The organism is Bacillus velezensis, assembly GCF_001461825.1.
Taxonomy (GTDB): Bacteria; Bacillota; Bacilli; order Bacillales; family Bacillaceae; genus Bacillus; species Bacillus velezensis.
Genome location: NZ_LLZC01000020.1, coordinates 468,097 through 490,751 on the forward strand (window position 1 = coordinate 468,097; position 22,655 = coordinate 490,751).

Here is a 22,655-nt window from a genome sequence, read left to right on the forward strand (position 1 = left end):
TTGGTCATGTACCGGAAAAAGCAAACGGTTACATCTTTCACTTTTGATTTTACAGGTTATATTTTGGTCATTTCTTGGTTACATTGTAAGCCCAACACATCTTCAAGTCAATCTAAAAAATCAAAATTTTTTCATTATTTTTATCATACTTTTTTTGATCGGGAAAACAGGAACTTGGAGAACCGTGTCGAATCGTACGGTGTGAACCCTCTTTTTTATCATTTGTTAAGTAACTATTGATTAACTTCTGGTGTTTATTATATATTTTAATTACTTTAAGAATTCTAGAAGGAGTTTTTTTATGAAACTGATGCGGATTCAGGAGATGGAAGAATACATTCTCAAACACGGAGCCACTTCGCTGGATGAGCTGTGCGAGGTATTCAATGTCTCTAAAAACACGGTCAGACGCGATATTAATAAGCTTGCGGAAAAAGGGGTTATCAAAAAGGTGTACGGCGGCGTGACATCAGCCGAAAAATCTGTGCTCGTCCCTTTTGAGAACCGCACCATTCAACATCAGGATGAAAAAATCAAAATCGCCCGCTATGCGTCACGGTTTATCGAGGATCACGATCTTGTGTTTATTGATTCCGGCACGACGACCAAATCGATGCTGGAGACGCTTGATCCCGATAAGAATGTAACGGTTTTGACGAACAGCCTTGATATTATTAACGCGGCTTCATCCATGAAAAATATCGACCTGATCATCATCGGCAATAACTACAAACGGAAGACAAGGTCGTTTGTCGGCATTGATGATCCGAGCACACTCAATAAATACAACATTAACAAGGCGTTCATGTCCGCTACCGGGACAACGATCACCCACGGCCTGACGAATTCCGACTTACTGGAATACGAGGTGAAAAAGAGAATTTCCGAAAAGGCGAACGAAGTGTATCTGCTCGCGGATCATTCCAAATTCGGCAAATCCACGCTTTTGACATACGCGCCTTTCGACCGGCTTCACAGCATTGTCACTTCTCAACATCTCGATGAGGAATATACGAAGTATTGCCAAGAGCATCAAATCGACATTCACTTGGCATAGCGTTATAGTTAATAGAGAACGCTGCCGTATTTTTCCGGCAGTCGCTATGATATCCAATTTTTTCAGGGGGCGAAAACATGAGCAAAGTAACAATCGGCAAAACTGACCTAAAGGTATTTCCGATCGGTTTGGGAACAAATGCGGTCGGCGGACACAATCTCTATCCGAATCTGAATGAAGAAACGGGAAAAGAATTGGTCCGGGAAGCGATTAAAAGCGGCGTTACCATGTTAGATACCGCCTATATTTACGGTGTGGGCCGTTCTGAAGAATTAATCGGCGAGGTGCTGAAAGAATGCAACCGCAAGGATGTCTTCATCGCCACAAAAGCCGCTCACAGAAAAGAAGGCGATGACTTTGTTTTCGACAACTCACCGGCCTTTTTGAAACAATCGGTCGAAGACAGCTTGAAACGCCTGCAGACTGATTACATCGATTTATTCTACATCCATTTCCCGGATGAGCACACGCCGAAGGACGAAGCCGTTCAAGCGTTGAATGAGCTGAAAAAAGAAGGAAAAATCCGTTCCATCGGCGTATCCAATTTCTCTTTGGAGCAGCTGAAAGAAGCCAATAAAGACGGCTTAGTCGACGTGATTCAAGGAGAATACAACCTGCTGAACCGTGAGGCGGAAAAGACTTTCTTCCCTTATACGACGGAACACGGCATCTCATTCATTCCGTACTTCCCGCTCGTATCCGGACTGCTTGCCGGCAAATACGACGAGAACACAACCTTCCCTGAAGGCGACCTGCGCAATGATCAGGCGCATTTCCAAGGGGAACAGTTTAAAGAAAACATCAAAAAAGTCAACCAGCTCAAACCGATTGCCGAAAAGCACAATGCCGATACGGCGCATATCGTGCTTGCCTGGTACTTGGCGAGACCTGAAATCGATATCCTGATTCCGGGCGCCAAACGCGCGGATCAATTAAAAGACAACATGAAAGCAGCCTCCATTACGCTATCTGCTGAAGAAATCGCGTTTATCGACAAGCTGTTTTCCTAAGAAAAAAAACACGCCTTTTAAAAGGGGCGTGTTTTTTTTATGTTTATATTTTTCTCTTCGGGGAATGAAATAGTTATCTAAATAAACTATTATGCGTTCCAAAAGATGAGGAGGATCATCTGTGAAGAAAAGTACCAAAAAATACCTGATTTACTTTTTCGGAGCATTAGGCGGGCTGCTTTACGGCTATGACACCGGTGTGATTTCAGGGGCTTTGTTATTTATTAACAATGATATTCCTTTAAACACGCTGACCGAGGGATTGGTCGTCAGCATGCTGCTGCTCGGTGCGATTTTCGGGTCCGCATTAAGCGGGACATGCTCTGACCGATGGGGCCGGAGAAAAGTGGTTTTCGTCCTTTCACTCATTTTTATTATCGGCGCGCTTGCGTGTGCGGCTTCGCAAACCGTCACTATGCTGATTATCTCCCGTGTCATACTCGGGTTAGCCGTCGGCGGCTCAACGGCGCTGGTTCCCGTTTATCTATCTGAGATGGCGCCGACAAAAATACGCGGAACGCTCGGCACATTGAATAACTTAATGATTGTAACCGGAATTTTACTCGCATATATCGTGAATTACATATTCACCCCGTTTGAAGCTTGGCGCTGGATGGTCGGTCTCGCGGCAGTACCGGCGGCGCTTTTATTAATCGGAATCGCGTTTATGCCGGAATCTCCGAGATGGCTCGTCAAACGCGGCCGTGAGCAGGAAGCCAGACAAGTCATGGAAATGACCCACGACAAAGAGGATATCGCTGTTGAATTGGCGGAAATGAAACAAGGAGAAGCCGAGAAAAAAGAATCTACACTCGGCTTGCTGAAAGCCAAATGGATCCGCCCTATGCTGCTGATCGGGATCGGCCTCGCCATCTTCCAGCAGGCGGTCGGTATCAACACGGTGATTTACTATGCGCCGACCATCTTTACAAAGGCCGGACTCGGCACTTCGGCGTCCGTTCTCGGCACGATGGGCATCGGTGTCTTAAACGTCATCATGTGTATCACCGCCATGATCTTAATTGACCGGATCGGCCGGAAAAAACTGCTGATGTGGGGAAGTGTCGGCATTACCTTGAGCCTGGCGTCACTATCAGCCATTCTCCTTCTGGCCGGCCTGTCAGCTTCAACGGCATGGCTGACCGTGCTGTTTCTCGGCATCTATATCGTTTTCTACCAGGCGACATGGGGTCCCGTCGTGTGGGTTCTGATGCCGGAGCTGTTCCCGTCAAACGCACGCGGAGCCGCAACCGGATTTACGACATTGATTCTGTCGGCAACCAACCTGATCGTTTCACTGGTATTCCCGCTTATGCTGAGCGCCATGGGCATCGGCTGGGTATTCGGAATATTCTCAGTCATTTGCCTCTCATCCTTCTTCTTTGCCGCTTACATCGTTCCCGAAACGAAGGGCAGAAGTTTAGAAGAAATCGAAACGCACTTGAAAAAACGGTTCTCCTTAAAGAAGCGCAGCAAACAAAATCAAATTCTTAAACAGCGCACACTGTAATAAAAAAAGGAATCGCCCCCGCCGGGCGATTCCTTTTTAGCGTCATACCATGACTTTGCAGATGTCATTCGTAAACTCGACCGGATCATGGATCGGCAGCCCTTCAATCAGAAGCGCCTGATTGTACAGCAGGTTTGTGTATAATGCCAGCTTTTCCCGATCTTGTCCGTGCGCGTTCTTTAACGTCTCAAACACTTCGTGGTTCGGGTTGATTTCCAGTACTTTTTCCGCTTTGACCTGCTGGCTGTCAGGCATGGCATTCAACACTTTTTCCATTTCGATCGTCACTTCGCCGTCTGTCGCAAAGCAGACCGGATGAGATTTTAAACGTTTCGATGCTCTGACGTTCTTTACTTTATCCGCAAGAATCTCTTTCATGCTTTCGAACAGGTCTTTATATTCGTTCTCTTCGGCTTCAGTCTGCTTTTCATCTTCGTCACTGTCGATGCCTAAGTCGGCGCTGGATACGGATTTGAACTCTTTTTCCTCATAGCTTGTCAGCATTTTGATCGCGAATTCATCAATATCTTCCGTGAAATATAAAATCTCGTAGCCTTTGTCCGCCACCATTTCGGTTTGCGGCAGCTTTTCAATCCGCTCATATGAATCGCCGGACGCGTAATAGATATATTTTTGATCCTCAGGCATTCTGGACACATATTCGTCCAGAGTGACGAGCTTTTTCTCCTTAGATGAATAGAAGAGAAGCAGATCTTTTAATACGTCTTTATTCGCGCCGAAATCATTATAGACGCCGAATTTCAGCTGTCTGCCGAAAGATTCATAGAAAGATTCGTATTTTTCCCTTTTGTTCTTCAGCAGGCTCTTCAGCTCGGCTTTGATTTTTTTATTGATGTTTTTCGCAATCAGCTTCAGCTGGCGGTCGTGCTGCAGCATCTCTCTGGAAATGTTCAGCGACAGATCCTCAGAATCCACCATGCCTTTTACAAAGCTGAAATGATCCGGAAGCAGGTCGGCGCATTTGTTCATGATCAGCACGCCGTTGGAATACAGCTCCAATCCTTTTTCGAATTCCTTCGTATAATAGTCAAACGGCATGTTTTCCGGAATAAACAAAATCGAATTGTAACGCACCGCTCCATCGACGCTGATATGCACATGGGTCAGCGGTTTATCAAAACCGTAATGCTTCTCGGCGTAAAAAGCCTCGTAATCCTCATCCGTCAGCTCGCTTTTGTTTTTTCTCCAGATCGGCACCATGCTGTTGACCGTCTGTTCTTCCTGAACTTCTTCAAATTCGTTCTCGCTGCCCTCTTTCGGCTTGTTGACCGTCTCTTCCATTTTGATCGGGTAGCGGATAAAATCAGAGTACTTTTTCACGATCGCTTTGATGCGGTAGTTTTCTAAAAACTCATCATAGCTTTCATTTTCTGTGTTTTCTTTTATTTTCAAGGTGATTTCCGTACCGACGGTTTCCTTGTCACACGGCGCGATCGTGTAGCCGGCAGCCCCTTCCGACTCCCACACATACGCCTCGTCACTGCCGAGCGCTTTACTTTTCACCGTGACTTTATCAGCCACCATAAACGCCGCATAAAATCCGACGCCGAACTGGCCGATAATGTCATGGCCGTCTTTCGAGTCATTTTCTTGCTTGAAAGCGAGTGAACCGCTTTTCGCAATCGTGCCGAGATGCTGTTCAAGCTCGTCTTTTGTCATCCCGATACCGGTGTCTGTGACGGTGAGCGTTCTTGCTTCTTTGTCCGCCGTCACTTTTATGTAGTAATTGTCTTGATCAAACGTTAATGAATCATCGGTTAACGCCTTGTAATAGATTTTGTCAATCGCATCGCTCGCGTTGGAAATTAACTCGCGGAGAAAAATTTCCTTCTGCGTGTAAATGGAGTTAATCATCATGTCCAGCAATCGCTTGGATTCTGCTTTAAACTTTTTTTTCCGCACTTCAGATCTCTCCTTTAATTATGCTTTGATGTTATGTAAAATCTTTTCAGCATCTATTTATCATATACAGTGACAATTGTCAACTAGCATTAGCAGATGCATATATTGTAAATTTAACATGTTAATGGATTCATTTCACCCATTTTATCAATAAAAAAGAGAGAATGTTGATCATCCTCTCCTCTCTGCTTCTTTCCGGCGGCCGAATTCCTTCTTCATCCATATGTATGACGGGTAGAAAAACAAACTAAATAAGATAAGAGATCCCAAGTTTCGCAAAGACTCATGCAGAACATTTCTTACAGTGAGAGGAAATGTGATGTCCTGAAATAGAATAGAGATAACGGTGTAAATCACAAATCCCATAGGAACAATGGCATAACAATAAAACGCTATCTCCTTCTTATGCTGTATCTTCAAAATATGCAAACCTCCAATGATGTGTATACATAATATTAACATATTTAATAGGTATTTAGAAACAGACCTCCGTATGTTTATCCCCCTATTCAGCGGGAACAGATATAAAAAAAGGAGGAATCGTAATATGGGAAGATTAACAGACAAAACCGCAATCATCACAGGGGCCGCGACAGGTATCGGACAAGCGACGGCACGGGTTTTCGCCGATGAAGGCGCCCGCGTGATCTGCGGTGACATCAATGAAAGCGAACTGAATGAAACCGTCAGTGCCATCAGAAAAAACGGCGGGGAAGCAGAAGCCTTTCACCTTGATGTATCAGACGAAGAAAACGTAAAGTCTTTTGCGGACGGCATTCAGCGAAAGTACGGAACAATTGATATTCTGTTTAACAATGCCGGTGTTGACCAAGAGGGCGGAAAAGTCCATGAATACCCGGTCGACCTGTTTGACCGGATCATCGCCGTCGATCTGCGCGGCACATTTCTGTGCAGCAAATACCTGATTCCGCTCATGCTCGAAAAAGGAGGCTCCATCATCAACACCTCCTCCATGTCCGGCCGGGCCGCAGACCTTGACCGCTCAGGCTATAACGCCGCAAAAGGCGGAATCACGAACCTGACGAGAGCGATGGCCATTGATTACGCCAGAAGCGGAATCCGCGTCAATTCCTTATCGCCGGGGACGATTGAAACGCCGCTCATTGATAAATTGGCAGGCACGACAGAAGACGAAATGGGCGAAGCGTTCCGTGAAGCCAACAAATGGATCACGCCGCTCGGCCGGCTCGGAAAACCGGAAGAAATGGCAGCCGTCGCGCTCTTCCTCGCTTCAGACGACAGCTCTTACGTCACGGGAGAAGACATCACCGCAGACGGCGGCATCATGGCATACACTTGGCCGGGAAAAATGCTGATTGATAAGAAGTGGAAGGAAGAGACGGAGTGACGGTGAAAAAGAAACAAGCCAGTGCAAAAACACTGGCTGAACAAGCTGAGGGCGGGTTACTTAAACCAGCCCTTTTCCTTTGATCGGGTAATGGCTTCAATTCGATTTTTCACTTCTAATTTATCAAGGATCATCGAAACGTAATTGCGGACTGTGCCGCTTTTAATGCTGAGGGCGCTTGCGATTTCTTTCGTGTTTTTTCCGTCTGCGACAAGCTCGAGCACCTCTTTTTCCCGTTCGGTCAGCGGGTTTTCTTCACTATAGATGTCCTCCATTAATTCAGGTGCGTAGACGCGTCTTCCTTTCATGACGCTGCGGATGGCGCTGACGAGCTCATCGCTCGGGCTGTCCTTGAGCATGTACCCGCTGACGCCTGCTTTTAGCGCCCGCTGAAAATAGCCGGAGCGGGCAAAGGTCGTCAAAATGATGATTTTCACACCGCTGTCCTTGAGTTCTTCTGCCGCTTCAAGGCCTGATTTCCCGGGCATTTCGATATCCATCAGACAGATGTCGGGCGCATGTTTTTCCACGAAATCGATGGCATCCTGGCCGCTTGTGCCTTTGCCGACAACCGTCATATCCTCTTCTAAATTCAACAGCGAACCGAGTGCACCGAGCAGCATTTGCTGATCCTCGGCAATGAAGATGTTGATCATCTGCTACCATCCTTTTCTTTTGATTTTGAATCATTCGGGATTCTCATGGTCAGCTTTGTTCCGGCGGCTGTATCGATGGCTAAACTGCCGTTTGCGAATTCAAGACGTTCCCTCATTCCAAGCAGGCCGTGCCCCTTTGAAAAAAAGCGGTCTTCTTTGCATTGAAAGCTGCCGTCATCTTCTACCGTAATGACAACCTCTTTCCAAAGCTGCTGAATGGTGATGCGGCATACTTTGGCGCCGCTGTGTTTCACGACATTGGTGACGGCTTCTTTAATGCACATGCTGACGATGTTTTCGTTCAGCAAAGAGATATGTTTGGGCGCTTCTTTTTCTTCATACACAAATTCAATTCCTGCCGCTTCAAGAATTTGCCGAACATTGCCGAGCTCATCCTTCAATCGGATGCCTTTCATCGACGAGACAATTTGTCTGACCTCATTTAAGGAGGTGCGGGCCGTCTGCTGAACGCTTTTCAGCTCAGTGCGGGCCTGTTCAGGGTCCTTGTATATCAGCTTTCGGGCGAGGTCGCTTTTCAGTCCGATTAAGGAGAGCTTTTGTCCAAGTGTATCGTGAAGGTCCCGGGCGATGCGCTGCCTTTCTTCCAGCTTCACAAGATCGGCGATTCGCTCATTTGCATATTCTAATTTCTCCTCAAGGCGCTCTCTTGCCTTTCTGCTTCGAATGGTGAGCGGGAGCAGGATGGCACTGATCAGTGTAATGACGATAAACGGAATTTGTGTCAAAAACCACCCTTTTTTCAGAACAAGGCTGAAGTTGACGGCAACCGCCGCACTGATGATATGAATGTAATATAAGATGTAAAAAGGAACTTTGTCTCGGATATGGCCGATGAAGTAGGCGATAAAGAAGGCGAAATAAATATAGCTGAACAGCATAACTGAGCCGGTCGAAATGCCGATCAGAAGAAGCGCCCATAAGTAAAGCGGCCAGCCTTTTGCAACAAATGCAAAGCGGTATGCGCCAAAGAAAACAAGTGTGAAAATGATGCCGGCCACGATGACAAAGGTAGAAGAGCTTTTAAAAATAAAATAAAAAGGCAAGATGAAAAAAATCGTCCATATATAAGGAGAAATCCCATTCAGTTTTTGAAATTTAAAATACTTCTTCATCTTTGTTCCACCTTCTGCTGCTTGTGTCTACCATCACTTTATCAAAACACCGCCTTCATTGCATCCTCACGCATGAAGAGAAGGCCCTTTCTGATAAGAGAAAGAGCCGCGCGCCATATCAGGCATTTTTCTTTAAAGGTTCTTTCGGTACCGGTTGGGGCAGCGGTGTTTTCCGCGCCTCCCGAAAGGTGACAAATTGCTTTTCGTCCTCATCCCACAGACGGAATTTCATGGATTCAAGACTTGTTTTAAGCGTAATGGTCGGTACGTTTTTCAAAGGCTCGTGCCCCTCATGAGCGGCTTCCAGCTTGTAGTTCGGTACTTTCGGGCTTAAGTGGTGGACATGATGGTAACCGATATTGCCCGTCAGCCATTGCAAAAGCTTCGGAAGCTTGTAAAAGGAGCTTCCTTCTACCGCGGCCTGCACATAATCCCAATGCTCATCGGCTTCAAAATAAGAATCCTCAAACGTGTGCTGAACATAAAAGAGCCAGACGCCGATTGACCCCGAAATAAGGAAAATCGGACCCTGAACAAGCAAAAAGTTTTCCCAGCCGACAAGCAGGCACGTCGCAGCAGCCAATAAGACAATCGCCGCGTTCGTGAAATAGGTGTTCCAGCGCTCCTTGCGGCGGGCGCCTTTTACATTGAAACGGTTTTTAATCAGAAATACGTAAATCGGGCCGAGAATAAACATAATAAACGGATTGCGATAAAGTCTGTAGCGTACTTTTGTCCAAGCTGACGCTTCGTTATATTCCTTGACGGTCATCATCCAAATATCGCCGGTGCCCCGTTTATCTAAGTTGCTGCTCGTCGCATGATGAATGGAGTGGCTGCGCTGCCATTGAAGGAACGGAAACAGTGTCAGCACACCTGAAATAAACCCGAACAGCCGGTTCAGCTTCTTTTGTTTGAAAAAGGATTGATGGCAGCAGTCGTGGAAAATAATAAAGATTCTTGTCAAAAATCCCGCTGCTATAACAGTAAAGGCGAGGGTCAGAAGATAGGAGACATTGAGGCTGAAGTAAGCAAGAAACCAAAGGGCAAAAAACGGCACAAACGTGTTGAAAAGCTGAATGACACTATGCTTTGTATCGGCGCCGGAAAATGCGGCAACCTGCTTTTTTAAAGACGCTTGTTTTTGAGTTGCGGCGTGATTGATCATGAATGTCATGTCCCTTCTTTTTCATTATGATCCCAAGTATAACGGGGCGCCAGACGCTTTTGTAGTAGCAGCCATCATGCCTCGAATATGACATTTGTCATGTTTGGCGGCAGAATGCTGATCAGGCATCATATGGAAGGTATCTTTTTTATAAGAGATAAAGCCGGACACTTCATATCGGCACTTCTCAAAGAAAACAGCAAAAAAGAACCCCGCCTGTTTTCGGAGTTCTTTTTCATCATCCTCACAGCAAAATCACCCGATACTTCTTCACATCCAAAAACTGCAGAAACTCCCGGGCCAGCATGTCCGGCGCGTGGTCTTTTCCTTCATGAAGACGATATTGAATCAAGCCGACGAGCATGGACGCGACATAGTATGCATAGAGCTTTTTCCCCGCCTGAATGTGCAGAGGCTGATGAAGATAAAACGATTGCAGCGCTCTGAACATTTCTGGAATGACGTCAGGCACTCCCGAACCCTCTCTCAGAAAATGAACGAGCGGCAGGCCGTCCGACAGTGCCGAAAAGAGACGGACGAGCGCGGCTTCCGCTTCTTCCATGGAGCAATCGGCAGGCTCTCCTTTTACCGTCAATAATCCGATCAGATCCCGGCATGATTGATGGATGATCGTTTTCAGCAATGCTTCTTTGTTGGCGTAATGGTCATAAAAAGTGGCACGGCGGAGGTTGCTTTGACGGGCAATATCGGAAATCGTAATCGCCGCGTACTCTTTTTTTTCCGCCATTAAGCCGATCATGGCTTCTTGCAAGGCCTGCCTCGTCCGGGTCACCCGGCGGTCGGCGGGCTTTTTTTCTTCTTGTTCCGGCACCCGGCGGCCAAACAGCCAGTAAAATCGTTTTTGAGAAATTAAATCCCACACCTGTCCGCTGATCGCTTCCGGGGATGCCCCGGGCTCCTCATTCAGCCAGTACAACACAATGGCATACGTGTATAAAGCGCGGTAATGAATGTACATATCCTGTTCAGTCGGTGAGAAATCCGCATTGACCGGTGACAGCAGCACATCATGCCGGAACACATCTTTTAAAAAAGCATGAAAGTGAAAATACGGCATTTTATGACGGTCCATCATCGTTTGAAAAAACTCCCGGTGCCGGTCAACAAAAGACAGGGTCGGATGCACTTTTTGCCATCCGCCATGTAAATGAAGCACATCTTTATTCTTCAGCGAATCATACAGCGCTTCGCTCAGCCCGTCTTTCATTTCTTCCTCTATATCCTCTAAAATCGCATATTTATCCTCGTAATAAAGGTACAGTGTCCCCCGGCTCACATGCGACCGTTCGGCAATGTCCTTCATGGTCACACGGCGGATATCCCGCTCTCCAAGCATGGCCAAAAGCGCTTGTTTGATGTCAGTTGTCACAGAATCCGGCATAAGAGACACTCCTTTCATTAGACAGATCACCGCAATATGTACGGTAACGTATAGATGTGTTTACGCTGTCTTTGCCCCAAAAACACATCACATTATAATAGGCCCTGAAGAAACAAAAAAGCAACCAGAGGAGGAAGACCGATGGATCAGCATATAAAAGCAGACATCAAACGCGTCTTTGAGCTTCAGAAAAAAAATCAAAAAACGCTGCGTGCTTCAACAGCCGGGCAGCGCAGAGAAAAGCTTCAGCGCTTTTTAGATGCCGTCACCGCACATGAAGAAGAAATCATCGAGGCGATCAGACGGGACGTCCGCAAGCCTTATCATGAGGTGAAAAGAGCGGAAACGCAGGGAACGATCAAGGCGATTAAAGATAATATGAACAATCTCGACACCTGGATGGCGCCGAAACGCGTCGGCTCATCCGTCAGCCCCGACGCTGACGGCGTATTAATGTACGAGCCAAAAGGCGTCACCTTAATTCTCGGCCCATGGAATTATCCGTTTATGCTGACGATGGCTCCGCTTGCGGCTGCCATTGCGGCCGGCAACAGCGCGATTGTGAAGCTGTCCGATTTTACGATGGAGACGAGCCATATCGCCGCGACAGTTATTCGCGAGGCATTTCAAGAAGAAGAAGTCGCCATTTTTGAAGGTGAGGTCGATGTCGCCACAGAACTGCTCGACCAGCCGTTTGACCACATTTTCTTCACCGGAAGCACGAATGTCGGTAAAATCGTCATGACGGCAGCGGCGAAGCACTTGTCGTCCGTCACGCTTGAGCTTGGCGGAAAGAGTCCGACGATCATCGACAGCGGCTATGATTTGATGGACGCGGCGAAAAAAATCGCCGTCGGCAAATTTGTCAATGCGGGGCAAACATGTATCGCACCTGACTATCTCCTTATGAAGAAAGAAGTGCAGAGCACCTTTACAGATCTCCTGCAAACCATTGTCAATGCAGGTTTTATGGAGGATGATCATACGGTTGACCGCAACAAATTCACGCAGATTGTCAACGACCGCAACTTTAACCGTGTCAAAGCCCTGTATGATGATGCCATTGAAAAAGGGGCGAAAACGGCGTTCGGCGGCGTATTCGATGCGCATGACCGCACGATTTCTCCGACCGTGCTGACAAACGTCACGCCTGATATGAAGATCATGCAGGAAGAAATCTTCGCACCGATTCTGCCGATTATGAATTACGAAGATATCAGTGAAGCCGTTGATTACATCACTGAACGGGACAAGCCCCTTGCCTTGTATGTATTCAGCCATAATCAGGAGCTGATCGATTATGTTCTGCAGCATACGACGTCCGGCAATGCTTCTGTCAATGATGTCGTCGTTCATTTCACTGACGTCAACCTTCCGTTCGGCGGTGTCAATACGAGCGGGATCGGTTCATATCACGGTGTGTACGGCTTTAAAGAATTTTCTCATGAAAAAGGCGTATTTATTCAAGCCTCTAAATAAAAAAAGAATCCGCGCAGACGACGCGGATTCTTTTTTATTATTTTTTTGCTCCGAATGCGAGCAGTTTCGTATAAGTGCCGACATAGAGCGTGCCGTCTTCAGCCAGAACCGGGGAGGAAATGACATTGCTGTCTGTTTGATAGCGCCATTTTTCATTACCGTCAGCGTCAACCGCATAGACGTTTTTATCGTCAGAACCGAAGTACACATTGCCGTCCGCATCAATCAGCGGCGCCGTTCTCACAGGCCCGTCCGTATAGAAAGACCAGTTCATATTGCCGGTTTTGCTGATGGAAAACAGCTCGCCGCTTCCGGAACCGATATACACATTGCCGTTATGGTCGATCGCTAATGAAGAGCTGGAGAAACCGTTTAACGGGAACGTCCACTTTACAGCACCTGTTGATGTATAGGCGTATAAGTTGCCGTCCTGGTTTCCGGCGTAAACGGTGCCGTCTCTATCAATAACCGGATAGCCTTTAAACCCGTTGGACGTCGTTTTTGACCATTTCACTTGGCCCGTTCCGGAATTGATCGCGTAAAAGATATTATTGTACGTTGCCGTATACAGCGTGCCGTTTGACGCTAACACGGGAGCGGAGCCGACCACGCCGTTTGTTTTAAACTTCCACTTTTGCGTCCATGTCGAAGGCGACGTCGGTTTAATCGCATAGATATAGTTATCCAGCGTCGACACATACAGCGTGCCGTCAGAGCCGATAGCCGCATCGGAACTAGGCGCTCCGCTCAGCGGAACCGATGTTAAAATGTTTCCGGTTTCTTTGTCGATGAAATATAGTTTTTTATCGTGAGAAGGAAGATAAATGACACCGTTTGTTCCGAGCACCGGAGTCAGCGTATAGGTCGTCCCGAGGTTTTCCGTCACCCATTTCACAGTACCGTCCGGATGATACGCCGTCAGCTTCCCGTCTTTTGATTGAATAAATACGGTGCCGTCCCCGTCAACCGCGGCTCCCGCACCGTTTTGAGGATTGGCCGGAACATTCTTTTCCCATTTTAATGCGCCATCGGCAGTGCTTGTAAACCGGCTTTCTCTTGACCAGTTGAACATCGTCGGAGACATCGCCTGCGCGTCATACCGTCCCGCCAAGAAACCGGATGCCGCATGATTTTGTTTAAATACCGTTTCCGCAGCTTGAGCAGCCGCCGGATGCAGCCATTTTGCCCCCGGCAGATCAGAAACCGCTCCCACAGATAAAGCCGCAGCAACCGCAGCGCCGGCCGCCAATGTTTTCATTCGCAATGAAGCTGTCTTTTTTTTCAATGTCAGTTCCTCCCGTTTCTATTAAAAGCTGCTATATCACTTTGATCATACCATAATTAACCTATGAAATATTTGTATTTTCGGCAGATTTATAGAACAAATGTCACATAGCCTGCTGATGCTTCGGGGATGATCGAAACGCGGCAATATACCACACCACATTGACGATAAAAGCCGCGCCTGACCAAATGAAAAGACCGTAATAAAGAGACAGCTCCTGCCCTAAGGAAATTGCGGTCAATAACGTCACCAACAAGACAGCCGCGCAAATGATAAACCCGATTCCGCAAAAAACGGCCATGATAATTTTCATGACACGAATACCGAGAATATACATAATGAGCGGGACCGCATATATAACAAGGATCTGGCCGACGGCGGCCCACATGCCCGCGGAATTAAAACGATTCGCGTTCGGCCCCGTTTCCGCAAGCGGAGAAAGCGAGACGAGGACCGGCAATAAACAAAACAGCAGAGCGGAAAGCAAGGTCACCGCAACCGTACCTTTTTTCTTTTGATTCATGTGAATATCCTCCTGACAATAACCCGGCTTTTTTACCGGTAATCTGATAATATGTTATATTTTAGCACGATTTTTACTTAATTTGAGAATGTTTTGTCAAAAACGAATTTACAAATCCAGAAAAATAGATATAATAAACGTTATGGAACCGATATTGATTCATAAAGCGTTATCTAACAAAACACGAAGTGATATTATGACGTGGCTTAAACACCCGGAGGACCATTTTGATGAAAGACCTTATCTTGATCAGGGACTCAGCTTCCGCACCGGAATTTGCGTCGGTGATATTCAGGCAAAGTCGGGGCTTGCGCAGTCCGTCATCTCCAGCTATCTGCTGACCATGCAAAAAGCCGGCCTGCTGGAATCCGAACGAATCGGAAAATGGACCTATTACAGAAGGAATGAAAAACAAATTAAAGCCTTTGCTGACTATGTTCAGCACCAGCTATAACCATGAAAGGAGGTTTTTTTTGTTCTAACATATCTATTTTTCTGTATATGTAGTTATAAAAGGAGGCATACATAACAATGAAAAAAAGCAGCTCCATCTTCATTCTGTTTTTGGCATTAGGGGTTTTCGGAATTATCACGACTGAAATGGGCATTATCGGCGTTCTTCCGCAAGTGGCGGACAGATTTCATATTTCTGCTTCAAAAGCGGGGTGGCTTGTCAGTATTTTCGCGTTCATCGTCGCTGTGTCGGGACCGTTTTTAACCTTGCTTGCTTCAGGTATAAACCGGAAATACATTCTGCTTTTGGCGGTGCTGATGTTTGCCGTTTCAAATGCGGTCTACGCGTATACGGCGCATTTCAGTGTCATGCTGGCGTTTCGGATCATTCCGGCTTTATGCCACCCGGTGTTCTTTTCTGTAGCGCTTGCGGCCGCGGCCCGGCTTGTCCCCGCCGGCCAATCCGGAAAAGCCGTAACGAAAGTCTTTTCAGGCATCACCGCCGGCTTTGCGTTCGGCGTGCCTTTCACGTCTTATCTGGCGGATCGTCTCTCCCTTGAATCAGCATTCCTATTCGGCGCTATCATCAGTCTCATCGCATTCACGGGCATTCTTCTCTTTTTGCCATCCATGCCGGTCACAGAAAACATGTCTTTCAGAAGCCAGCTCGGCATCCTTCGCAAGCCGGTCTTGTGGCTTAATATCGCTGCCGTCACCTGTCTCTTTGCGGCCATGTTTTCTGTCTACAGCTATTTTGCGGAGTACCTCGGACGGGTGTCCCATATGAACGGCACATGGGTCAGCTTCATGCTGATGAGCTTCGGAGTGATTATGATAGCCGGGAATTTCGTCTTCGGCGCTTTGTTATATAAAAATATGAAAAAGACCGTCATCCTGTTTCCGCTTCTTTATACAGCCGCCTACTTGCTCATATACGGGTTTGGGACGTCTTTCGCGCCGATGGCCGTCCTCGTCTTCGTATGGGGCGCCGTTCATTCCGGCGGGCTCATTGTCAGCCAGACATGGCTTACTGCGGAAGCAAAGGAGGCCCCCGAATTCGGCAACAGCCTGTTTGTCTCTTTTTCCAACCTCGGCATCACCATCGGAACGGCGGCGGGCGGCTGGTTTATTTCCCATTTGGGAATCCATCAGCTGATGTGGTGCGGCATCATGTTTGCCCTTCTGGCTTTCGGACTGATCATGGGACGCTTGGCATGGGGAAAGAGGCTGCTCGCAGAAGCTTAAGCTCCGTTGCAAAATCCGGAATGATTACGTATAATATTCCAGATTAAAGCAAGGGAGAGAAAAAGATACATGGAAAGACCGGCAGGATTTTGGATTCGGTTTCTGGCTTACGTCATTGATCAAATCATCATAGGAATTCCGATTTTTATCATTCAATTTATGGTCTCTTTTTTATTTGCGGCAGGCGTTGCGGCGGCTGACCCCTTCATGACCGAAAATCAGTTTAACATCTCTTTTCTGGTGTTCGGCGTCATCCCGATTCTTGCGAGCTCTTTTGTGATCAGTATCTTATATTTCAGCCTGCTCACGGCCTCAAAGATGCAGGGGACACTGGGAAAAGCATTGCTAGGCCTTAAGGTCGTCAATGAAGATGGCGGACGCATTTCCATCGGCCAGGCCTTCGGACGCGCTTTCGCATATATCATATCTAAGCTCATTCTTTATATCGGATTCATCATGGGCGCCTTCGGAGAGAAAAAAACGCTGCACGACATCATGTGCAGCACCCGTGTTGTCTATAAATAATGACCTCAAGTCCGGGCCTTTTGAGCCCGGGCTTTTTTATGACGGCTGTGCCCGCCTGATGTCAATGCCGCCCTTTCCGTCAGCCTCAATGCGGATCGTCCCGTTCACAATAACAGACAGCGGATGGAACTCCGCATGCTGATCAGAAAAAATCCAGCGGCGGCCGCTCGGCCCTAAAAGCAAAAACGCCCCGTCATTGTAATCACCCATAAAATGAAACCCGTTTTCACTAAGAGGCGCATGCTTTCTCACCGGAATGCCGAAACGCTGCAGCTCCCTCCCGGTTGATACGACCTCGGCAGCCGTCAGATTCACCTCACCGATATTCAGAATGGACTCAATCGAAAAACGTTCCGCGCTTGGCGGCGATGTGTCTCTCGCGATGAATTCCGCCAGATTGTTGGACGGATCTTTGAAATAAAAGGAACGCGCCTGAATATGAGAGAAATACACCTCATCCTCCCCATCTTCCGTTTGAAAAACGACTTTATCCTTTATCCACGCCTTCGCCTCATCAAAACGATTATTCGGAATGTTAAACGCAAAATGATACGTCGGTTGAGAGTGAGAATCGGCGCGCCTGAATTCCAACTCACTTTCTCCCGCCTTGATGGTAAACGAATCACCGGACTCATCAATTAAAGGAAAACCTAACACCCGTTCATAGAAGTGTTTCGTCTCCTCCAACGCACAACTGTACAAAGTAATGTTATTTATTTGCATGATCATACCCCCTTTGGTTTATACTGCCATATAGAAGGGTTGATTCCTACTGTTTCGATTCACCAATTGAGAATCCCCCTTTCGCCCGGCGCTAAACATGACAAACAGCGCCAAACCGCTTATACCAGGCGTTTTTTAACGTCTGAAGCAAAAAAAGCAGAAAATAATACCCCATATAGCTTGACAAAAAATAAATGTTATTTAATAATCTATATATAATTAGAATTATTATTGAAAGATAAAGTGAATGCTTTGTCTTTTTAATATATTTCAAATCACATTTCAGGAGGAAGATATTATGTCTTTAATCGGAAAAGAAGTACTGCCATTCGAAGCAAAAGCTTTCAAAAACGGTGAATTCATCGATGTAACAAACGAAGATTTGAAAGGTCAATGGAGCGTTTTCTGCTTCTACCCAGCGGATTTCTCTTTCGTTTGCCCGACTGAACTTGAAGATCTTCAAGGACAATACGCTGCACTGAAAGAATTAGGTGTTGAAGTATACTCTGTTTCTACAGATACTCACTTCGTACACAAAGGCTGGCATGACAGCTCTGAAAAAATCGGCAAAATCACTTACGCAATGATCGGTGACCCATCTCAAACGATCTCCCGCAACTTCGACGTTCTTGACGAAGAAACTGGTCTTGCTGACCGCGGAACATTCATCATCGATCCTGATGGCGTCATCCAAACAGTTGAAATCAATGCAGGCGGTATCGGCCGTGACGCAAGCAACCTTGTAAACAAAGTAAAAGCAGCTCAATACGTTCGTCAAAACCCAGGTGAAGTCTGCCCGGCTAAATGGGAAGAAGGCGGCGAAACACTTACACCTAGCCTTGATTTGGTAGGTAAAATCTAAGGAGTGCATTCCATTGGTACTTGACGCAAATATCAAAGCACAATTAAATCAATACATGCAGCTAATTGAGAACGACATTGTTCTCAAAGTAAGCGCCGGTGACGATGACACTTCTAAGGACATGCTGGCTCTCGTTGACGAGCTGGCTTCCATGTCATCTAAAATTTCAGTTGAAAAAACTGAATTAAACAGAACACCGAGTTTCAGCGTTAATCGTACCGGAGAAGACACAGGCGTTACATTCGCCGGTGTTCCTCTCGGCCACGAATTTACATCATTAGTGCTGGCATTGCTTCAAGTCAGCGGCAGAGCGCCTAAGGCTGATCAAAAGGTCATTGACCAGATTAAGAACATCAGCGGAGAATACCGCTTTGAGTCTTATATCAGCCTGACGTGCCACAACTGCCCTGATGTCGTCCAAGCATTAAACATGATGAGCGTGCTCAACCCGAATATCACACATACAATGATTGACGGCGCGGCATTCAAAGAAGAAGTAGAAAGCAAAAACATTATGGCTGTTCCGACTGTTTTCTTAAACGGTGAATCTTTCGGAAGCGGCCGTATGACCATCGAAGAGATTCTCGCGAAAATGGGCAGCGGCGCAGATGCGTCTGAGTTTGCCGACAAAGAGCCATTTGACGTTCTTGTTGTCGGCGGCGGACCTGCCGGCGCAAGCGCGGCGATCTACACGGCGCGTAAAGGCATCCGCACCGGTGTCGTCGCTGAACGCTTCGGCGGCCAGGTACTCGACACCATGAGCATCGAGAACTTCATCAGCGTCAAAGCGACTGAAGGACCGAAGCTCGCCGCAAGCCTTGAAGAGCACGTGAAAGATTATGATATTGACGTCATGAACCTTCAGCGTGCGAAACGCCTTGAGAAAAAAGACCTCTTCGAACTTGAACTTGAAAACGGCGCTGTACTGAAAAGTAAAACAGTGATCCTTTCAACAGGTGCCCGCTGGCGCAATGTCAACGTACCTGGTGAGCAAGAGTTCAAAAACAAAGGTGTTGCATACTGCCCGCACTGTGACGGACCATTGTTTGAAGGCAAAGACGTAGCGGTTATCGGCGGCGGAAACTCCGGAATCGAAGCGGCGATTGACCTTGCAGGTATCGTCAATCACGTGACTGTGCTGGAATTCGCGCCTGAACTGAAAGCAGACGAAGTCCTGCAAAAACGTCTTTACAGCCTGCCAAACGTCACTGTGCACAAAAATGCACAAACGAAAGAAATCACTGGCGATCAAAACGTAAACGGCATTACGTTCGTTGACCGTGAAACAGGCGAAGAAAAACACGTTGAACTTCAAGGTGTATTCGTCCAAATCGGTCTCGTGCCTAATACAGAATGGTTAGACGAAACTGTCGAACGCAACCGCATCGGCGAAATCATCGTCGATAAGAGCGGCGCGACAAGCGTTCCCGGCCTATTTGCCGCAGGGGACTGCACAGACGGCCCGTACAACCAAATCATTATCTCCATGGGATCAGGTGCAACTGCCGCTTTAGGCGCATTTGATTATTTGATCCGGAATTAATGTGAAAGCCGCCATTCATATGGCGGCTTTTTTAAATATGAATTAAGAAGGCAGTATCTCCTCTAAACAATCCTCCCTGATTTTATAAGATTTTGGCCTTCTGCTTACCAGCTCAACAAATCCTTGCTGTTCTAAATAATCCATTACTCTGTTAATTTTATGTCTCGATTTATTTGAGAGCTCCATTAAATCTTGCACCGACAGCGTAACCTGATCATTTACAAATACATTAATCGTGATAATGATATTAAAAATATCACGTTCATCTTTATAATCAGCCCATTGATCGCTATCAATATAGTTCCTAATTCGTTTCAGTTTCATTAAATTAAATTCAAGATCCTCAATAATCCCTTTTTGTCCTGACAGAAGCAATTCCAGCATATCCATTAAATAAAAAGTCAGCTCTCCCCGGTTTAAAGGTGCGGGAATTTCCTCTAATGCCTTATAATACTTATCTTTGTTCTTATTAACTGCGTAAGAAAAAGTGATGGCTGAATATTTTTCTAAGTATCGGGACAAATAACTCCCAACGATAAGGCGTCCTGTTCTTCCATTGCCGTCATAAAAAGGATGAATGTATTCATAGTAGTAATGAGCTGTCATGTAACGATACAGCTGGGGATGTGTTTCATCATGAAGATAAGCAATTAAAGCCTCAAGCGCTTCTGTTATCTTCTGTTCAGAATTAACGCCGATATGGGTGGTCATGTTCCCATCGTTCACTTCAACATAGCCTTTTCTGAATAGCTCACCATCCGGCGCATCTTCTGCTCCGATTTCATCTGCGACCAGCTCGTCATATAATTCCCTAAAGTCATGAATGCTTGTAAACGACGGAATTCGGTCTATAAATTGATATGTTTTCATCAATCCGACAAACCGCTTATGTGAGGGCTCGGATTGTTCTAACGCTTTAAGAGCCTCTTTCAATTCTTTTTTTGTACTGCGGATTCCTTCAATTTCATTATTACTCTGTGCTTCATTAATAATTAATTTATCAAAATAAGGTTTGACGGCAAATTCGGGGAGCTGACTGATAAGGGATGAAATTTTGGAACTGTTTAACAACACTTCATTATTCAGCTTCATGAGTTTATGTGTATTCACATAGAATAACTCAAATGAATCGCCCGTGGGTCGGCCTTTTCGGAACCCCCGTATGTTTAATGATGTTGAATAACTGCCATAGCTGCTTGTTCTCTTTTTACATTCTTTCTCATATGAATCAGCACCCATTTTATAAAAAAGCTTAGATAACTTCTCATACTTCATATTATCACCTCGCTTAATTTAAAATTATACACTTTTTTAAAATTATACAATCATTATAGCCTGATTTCTAACAAATATTCCCGCTTTCCAATCAAAACAAAAAACGGCATACTGCATGGCAGTACACCGTCTGAAGCAATTCAATCTGTCTTTCTCCTTCTCGCCCGATAGATAAGAAATAATCCAATAAACCACAGCGGCGTCAGCAGCAAAGCCGGGCGCGTTGCATCCGCAAACAGCATAATCACCAGAATGACGGCAAACAGCGCCAGCACGGCGTAATTGATAAACGGCGCAAACGGCGCCTTGAAAGACGAGCTTGCGTGTAAGTCCGGACGGGTTTTCCTGTATCTGATATGACAGACAAGAATCACGCCCCACACCCAAATGAAACAAATCGCGCTGATGGTTGTCACGATGCCAAAGGCCGCTTCCGGTATCAATTTGCTTAAAAGAGCGCCCGCTGACAGCACAATAACCGATATCCATAATGCGCGGCTCGGCACATGATTTTTATTCAGCTTCGCAAAACTTGCAGGCGCTTGTTTCGTTTTGCTTAAGTTATACAAAATCCGGCTTGTTGAAAACATCCCGCTGTTACAAGCAGAAGCAGCAGACGTTAATACGACAAAATTAATGATTCCCGCGGCTAACGGGATGCCGACCAGACTGAAGGTCTTCACAAAAGGACTTTCCGCCGCATTCAGCTGCATCCACGGGTTAATACATAAAAGAATGAGCAATGCCCCGACGTAGAAAAATAAAATCCGCAATGGAATTTTATTGATAGCGGACGGAATATTTTTTTTCGGATTTGACGTTTCCGCCGCCGACACACCCACTAATTCCACACCGACATAGGCGAAGATCACCATCTGGAACGAAAGCAAAAAGCCTGAAAATCCGTTCGGAAACAAGCCGCCGTGCTCCCACAGATTCGCCGCTGAAACCGTTCCGGTATGCGTTTTGAACCCAATCACCAGCAGAACCACACCGATGACAATTAACGCGAGAATCGTGACTACCTTAATTAAGGCGAACCAAAACTCCAATTCTCCAAAAATCTTAACCGTTAACAGATTAAGCCCTAATAAAATGAGCAAACAGATAAGTGCCGGAATCCACTGCGGAATATCAAACCAATATTTCACATACACACCGACGGCGATCACATCCGCCATAGCCGTCATAATCCAGCAAAACCAGTAGGTCCAGCCGGTGACAAACGCTGCACGCGGCCCTAAATACGCCTCGGCAATATCCGTTAATGATTGGTAGCCCGCTTTAGATAACAGCAGTTCTCCCAGCGCCCGCATGACGAAAAAAAGCGCAATTCCTACAATAAAATACGCAAAGATGATAGAAGGACCCGCCAGCTGAATCGCCTTACCGGACCCTAAAAACAATCCGGTGCCGATCGTGCCGCCAATGGCGATCAGCTGCACGTGCCGATTCGATAAGTCCCTCTTTAGCTCTCGCTGCTCCACATCTGACTCCTCCTTACCTCTCTAGTG

Annotated in this window: 21 protein-coding genes; 10 read left to right on the forward strand and 11 right to left on the reverse strand. The window is 46.4% G+C overall.

Annotated elements, in window-relative coordinates:
• Window positions 1-301 precede the first annotated feature (301 nt).
• The 3 genes from AR442_RS17390 (at window position 302) to AR442_RS17400 (ending at window position 3,577) form a co-directional block, all read left to right on the forward strand.
• Complete coding sequence (locus AR442_RS17390; protein WP_014419296.1) at window positions 302-1,057, forward strand: DeoR/GlpR family DNA-binding transcription regulator; 756 nt, start codon at window positions 302-304, stop codon at window positions 1,055-1,057.
• A gap of 77 nt (window positions 1,058-1,134) precedes the next feature.
• A complete protein-coding gene (locus tag AR442_RS17395) occupies window positions 1,135-2,067 on the forward strand; it encodes an aldo/keto reductase (RefSeq protein ID WP_014419297.1) in 933 nt (310 codons plus the stop codon).
• 121 nt (window positions 2,068-2,188) lie between these two features.
• Entirely contained in the window at window positions 2,189-3,577 is a 1,389-nt protein-coding gene (locus AR442_RS17400; protein ID WP_014419298.1) for a sugar porter family MFS transporter, read from the forward strand.
• Between the two features lie 42 nt (window positions 3,578-3,619).
• Here the strand turns inward: AR442_RS17400 and htpG are convergent, their stop codons facing one another.
• Complete coding sequence (gene htpG / locus AR442_RS17405; protein ID WP_014419299.1) at window positions 3,620-5,500, reverse strand: molecular chaperone HtpG; 1,881 nt, start codon at window positions 5,498-5,500, stop codon at window positions 3,620-3,622.
• Window positions 5,501-5,671: 171 nt separating this feature from the next.
• Window positions 5,672-5,920, reverse strand: coding sequence for a hypothetical protein (locus AR442_RS20905; protein WP_014306134.1), 249 nt, complete (start codon window positions 5,918-5,920; stop codon window positions 5,672-5,674).
• Window positions 5,921-6,047: 127 nt separating this feature from the next.
• Here AR442_RS20905 and AR442_RS17415 point away from each other — a divergent pair, with 127 nt between their 5' ends.
• On the forward strand, window positions 6,048-6,869 hold the full coding sequence (locus AR442_RS17415; protein WP_014419300.1) for an SDR family oxidoreductase: 822 nt from the start codon (window positions 6,048-6,050) through the stop codon (window positions 6,867-6,869).
• A gap of 56 nt (window positions 6,870-6,925) precedes the next feature.
• Here AR442_RS17415 and AR442_RS17420 read toward each other — a convergent pair whose 3' ends face one another.
• The 4 genes from AR442_RS17420 to AR442_RS17435 form a co-directional block, all read right to left on the reverse strand.
• Window positions 6,926-7,525: a response regulator transcription factor gene (locus AR442_RS17420; protein WP_014419301.1), complete on the reverse strand. Its 600-nt coding sequence runs from the start codon at window positions 7,523-7,525 to the stop codon at window positions 6,926-6,928.
• The gene (locus AR442_RS17425; protein WP_014419302.1) at window positions 7,522-8,658 is read right to left on the reverse strand and encodes a sensor histidine kinase; all 1,137 of its coding nucleotides are present in this window, start codon (window positions 8,656-8,658) and stop codon (window positions 7,522-7,524) included. The genes AR442_RS17420 and AR442_RS17425 overlap by 4 nt, the downstream gene beginning before the upstream one ends.
• Before the next feature lie 118 nt (window positions 8,659-8,776).
• Window positions 8,777-9,826: a Delta(5) desaturase DesA gene (desA, locus tag AR442_RS17430; protein WP_014419303.1), complete on the reverse strand. Its 1,050-nt coding sequence runs from the start codon at window positions 9,824-9,826 to the stop codon at window positions 8,777-8,779.
• A gap of 244 nt (window positions 9,827-10,070) precedes the next feature.
• On the reverse strand, window positions 10,071-11,228 hold the full coding sequence (locus tag AR442_RS17435; RefSeq protein WP_014419304.1) for a TetR/AcrR family transcriptional regulator: 1,158 nt from the start codon (window positions 11,226-11,228) through the stop codon (window positions 10,071-10,073).
• Window positions 11,229-11,369: 141 nt separating this feature from the next.
• Here AR442_RS17435 and AR442_RS17440 point away from each other — a divergent pair, with 141 nt between their 5' ends.
• Window positions 11,370-12,707 carry an aldehyde dehydrogenase family protein gene (locus AR442_RS17440; protein ID WP_014419305.1) on the forward strand — a complete coding sequence of 446 codons (1,338 nt, stop codon included), beginning with the start codon at window positions 11,370-11,372 and terminating at the stop codon, window positions 12,705-12,707.
• 37 nt (window positions 12,708-12,744) lie between these two features.
• On the opposite strand, the gene AR442_RS17445 is transcribed toward AR442_RS17440, so the two are convergent.
• Window positions 12,745-13,965, reverse strand: a complete 1,221-nt coding sequence (locus AR442_RS17445; protein WP_089072494.1) for an outer membrane protein assembly factor BamB family protein — start codon at window positions 13,963-13,965, stop codon at window positions 12,745-12,747.
• A gap of 130 nt (window positions 13,966-14,095) precedes the next feature.
• The gene (locus AR442_RS17450; protein ID WP_053285293.1) at window positions 14,096-14,515 is read right to left on the reverse strand and encodes a DUF5391 family protein; all 420 of its coding nucleotides are present in this window, start codon (window positions 14,513-14,515) and stop codon (window positions 14,096-14,098) included.
• Between the two features lie 142 nt (window positions 14,516-14,657).
• On the opposite strand from AR442_RS17450, the gene AR442_RS17455 reads away from it, so the two are divergent.
• From AR442_RS17455 to AR442_RS17465, 3 genes are all read left to right on the forward strand, one after another.
• The gene (locus AR442_RS17455) at window positions 14,658-14,969 is read left to right on the forward strand and encodes an ArsR/SmtB family transcription factor (protein WP_007407855.1); all 312 of its coding nucleotides are present in this window, start codon (window positions 14,658-14,660) and stop codon (window positions 14,967-14,969) included.
• A 77-nt stretch (window positions 14,970-15,046) separates the two neighbouring features.
• Window positions 15,047-16,213 (forward strand): MFS transporter, encoded by a 1,167-nt coding sequence (locus AR442_RS17460; protein WP_029972996.1) that lies wholly within the window; start codon window positions 15,047-15,049, stop codon window positions 16,211-16,213.
• 69 nt (window positions 16,214-16,282) lie between these two features.
• Window positions 16,283-16,738, forward strand: a complete 456-nt coding sequence (locus tag AR442_RS17465; protein WP_014419310.1) for an RDD family protein — start codon at window positions 16,283-16,285, stop codon at window positions 16,736-16,738.
• A gap of 36 nt (window positions 16,739-16,774) precedes the next feature.
• Here the strand turns inward: AR442_RS17465 and AR442_RS17470 are convergent, their stop codons facing one another.
• Window positions 16,775-17,461: a VOC family protein gene (locus AR442_RS17470; RefSeq protein WP_014419311.1), complete on the reverse strand. Its 687-nt coding sequence runs from the start codon at window positions 17,459-17,461 to the stop codon at window positions 16,775-16,777.
• Between the two features lie 298 nt (window positions 17,462-17,759).
• Between AR442_RS17470 and ahpC the strand changes: the two genes are divergently transcribed.
• Both ahpC and ahpF read left to right on the forward strand, forming a co-directional pair.
• The gene (gene ahpC / locus AR442_RS17475; RefSeq protein WP_004393188.1) at window positions 17,760-18,323 is read left to right on the forward strand and encodes an alkyl hydroperoxide reductase subunit C; all 564 of its coding nucleotides are present in this window, start codon (window positions 17,760-17,762) and stop codon (window positions 18,321-18,323) included.
• Between the two features lie 13 nt (window positions 18,324-18,336).
• A complete protein-coding gene (gene ahpF, locus AR442_RS17480) occupies window positions 18,337-19,866 on the forward strand; it encodes an alkyl hydroperoxide reductase subunit F (protein ID WP_007614902.1) in 1,530 nt (509 codons plus the stop codon).
• A gap of 42 nt (window positions 19,867-19,908) precedes the next feature.
• Here ahpF and AR442_RS17485 read toward each other — a convergent pair whose 3' ends face one another.
• Together AR442_RS17485 and AR442_RS17490 are read right to left on the reverse strand one after the other, a co-directional pair.
• Window positions 19,909-21,141 carry a Fic family protein gene (locus tag AR442_RS17485; RefSeq protein WP_053285291.1) on the reverse strand — a complete coding sequence of 411 codons (1,233 nt, stop codon included), beginning with the start codon at window positions 21,139-21,141 and terminating at the stop codon, window positions 19,909-19,911.
• 140 nt (window positions 21,142-21,281) lie between these two features.
• The gene (locus tag AR442_RS17490; RefSeq protein ID WP_053285290.1) at window positions 21,282-22,628 is read right to left on the reverse strand and encodes an amino acid permease; all 1,347 of its coding nucleotides are present in this window, start codon (window positions 22,626-22,628) and stop codon (window positions 21,282-21,284) included.
• Between the last annotated feature and the right edge of the window lie 27 nt (window positions 22,629-22,655).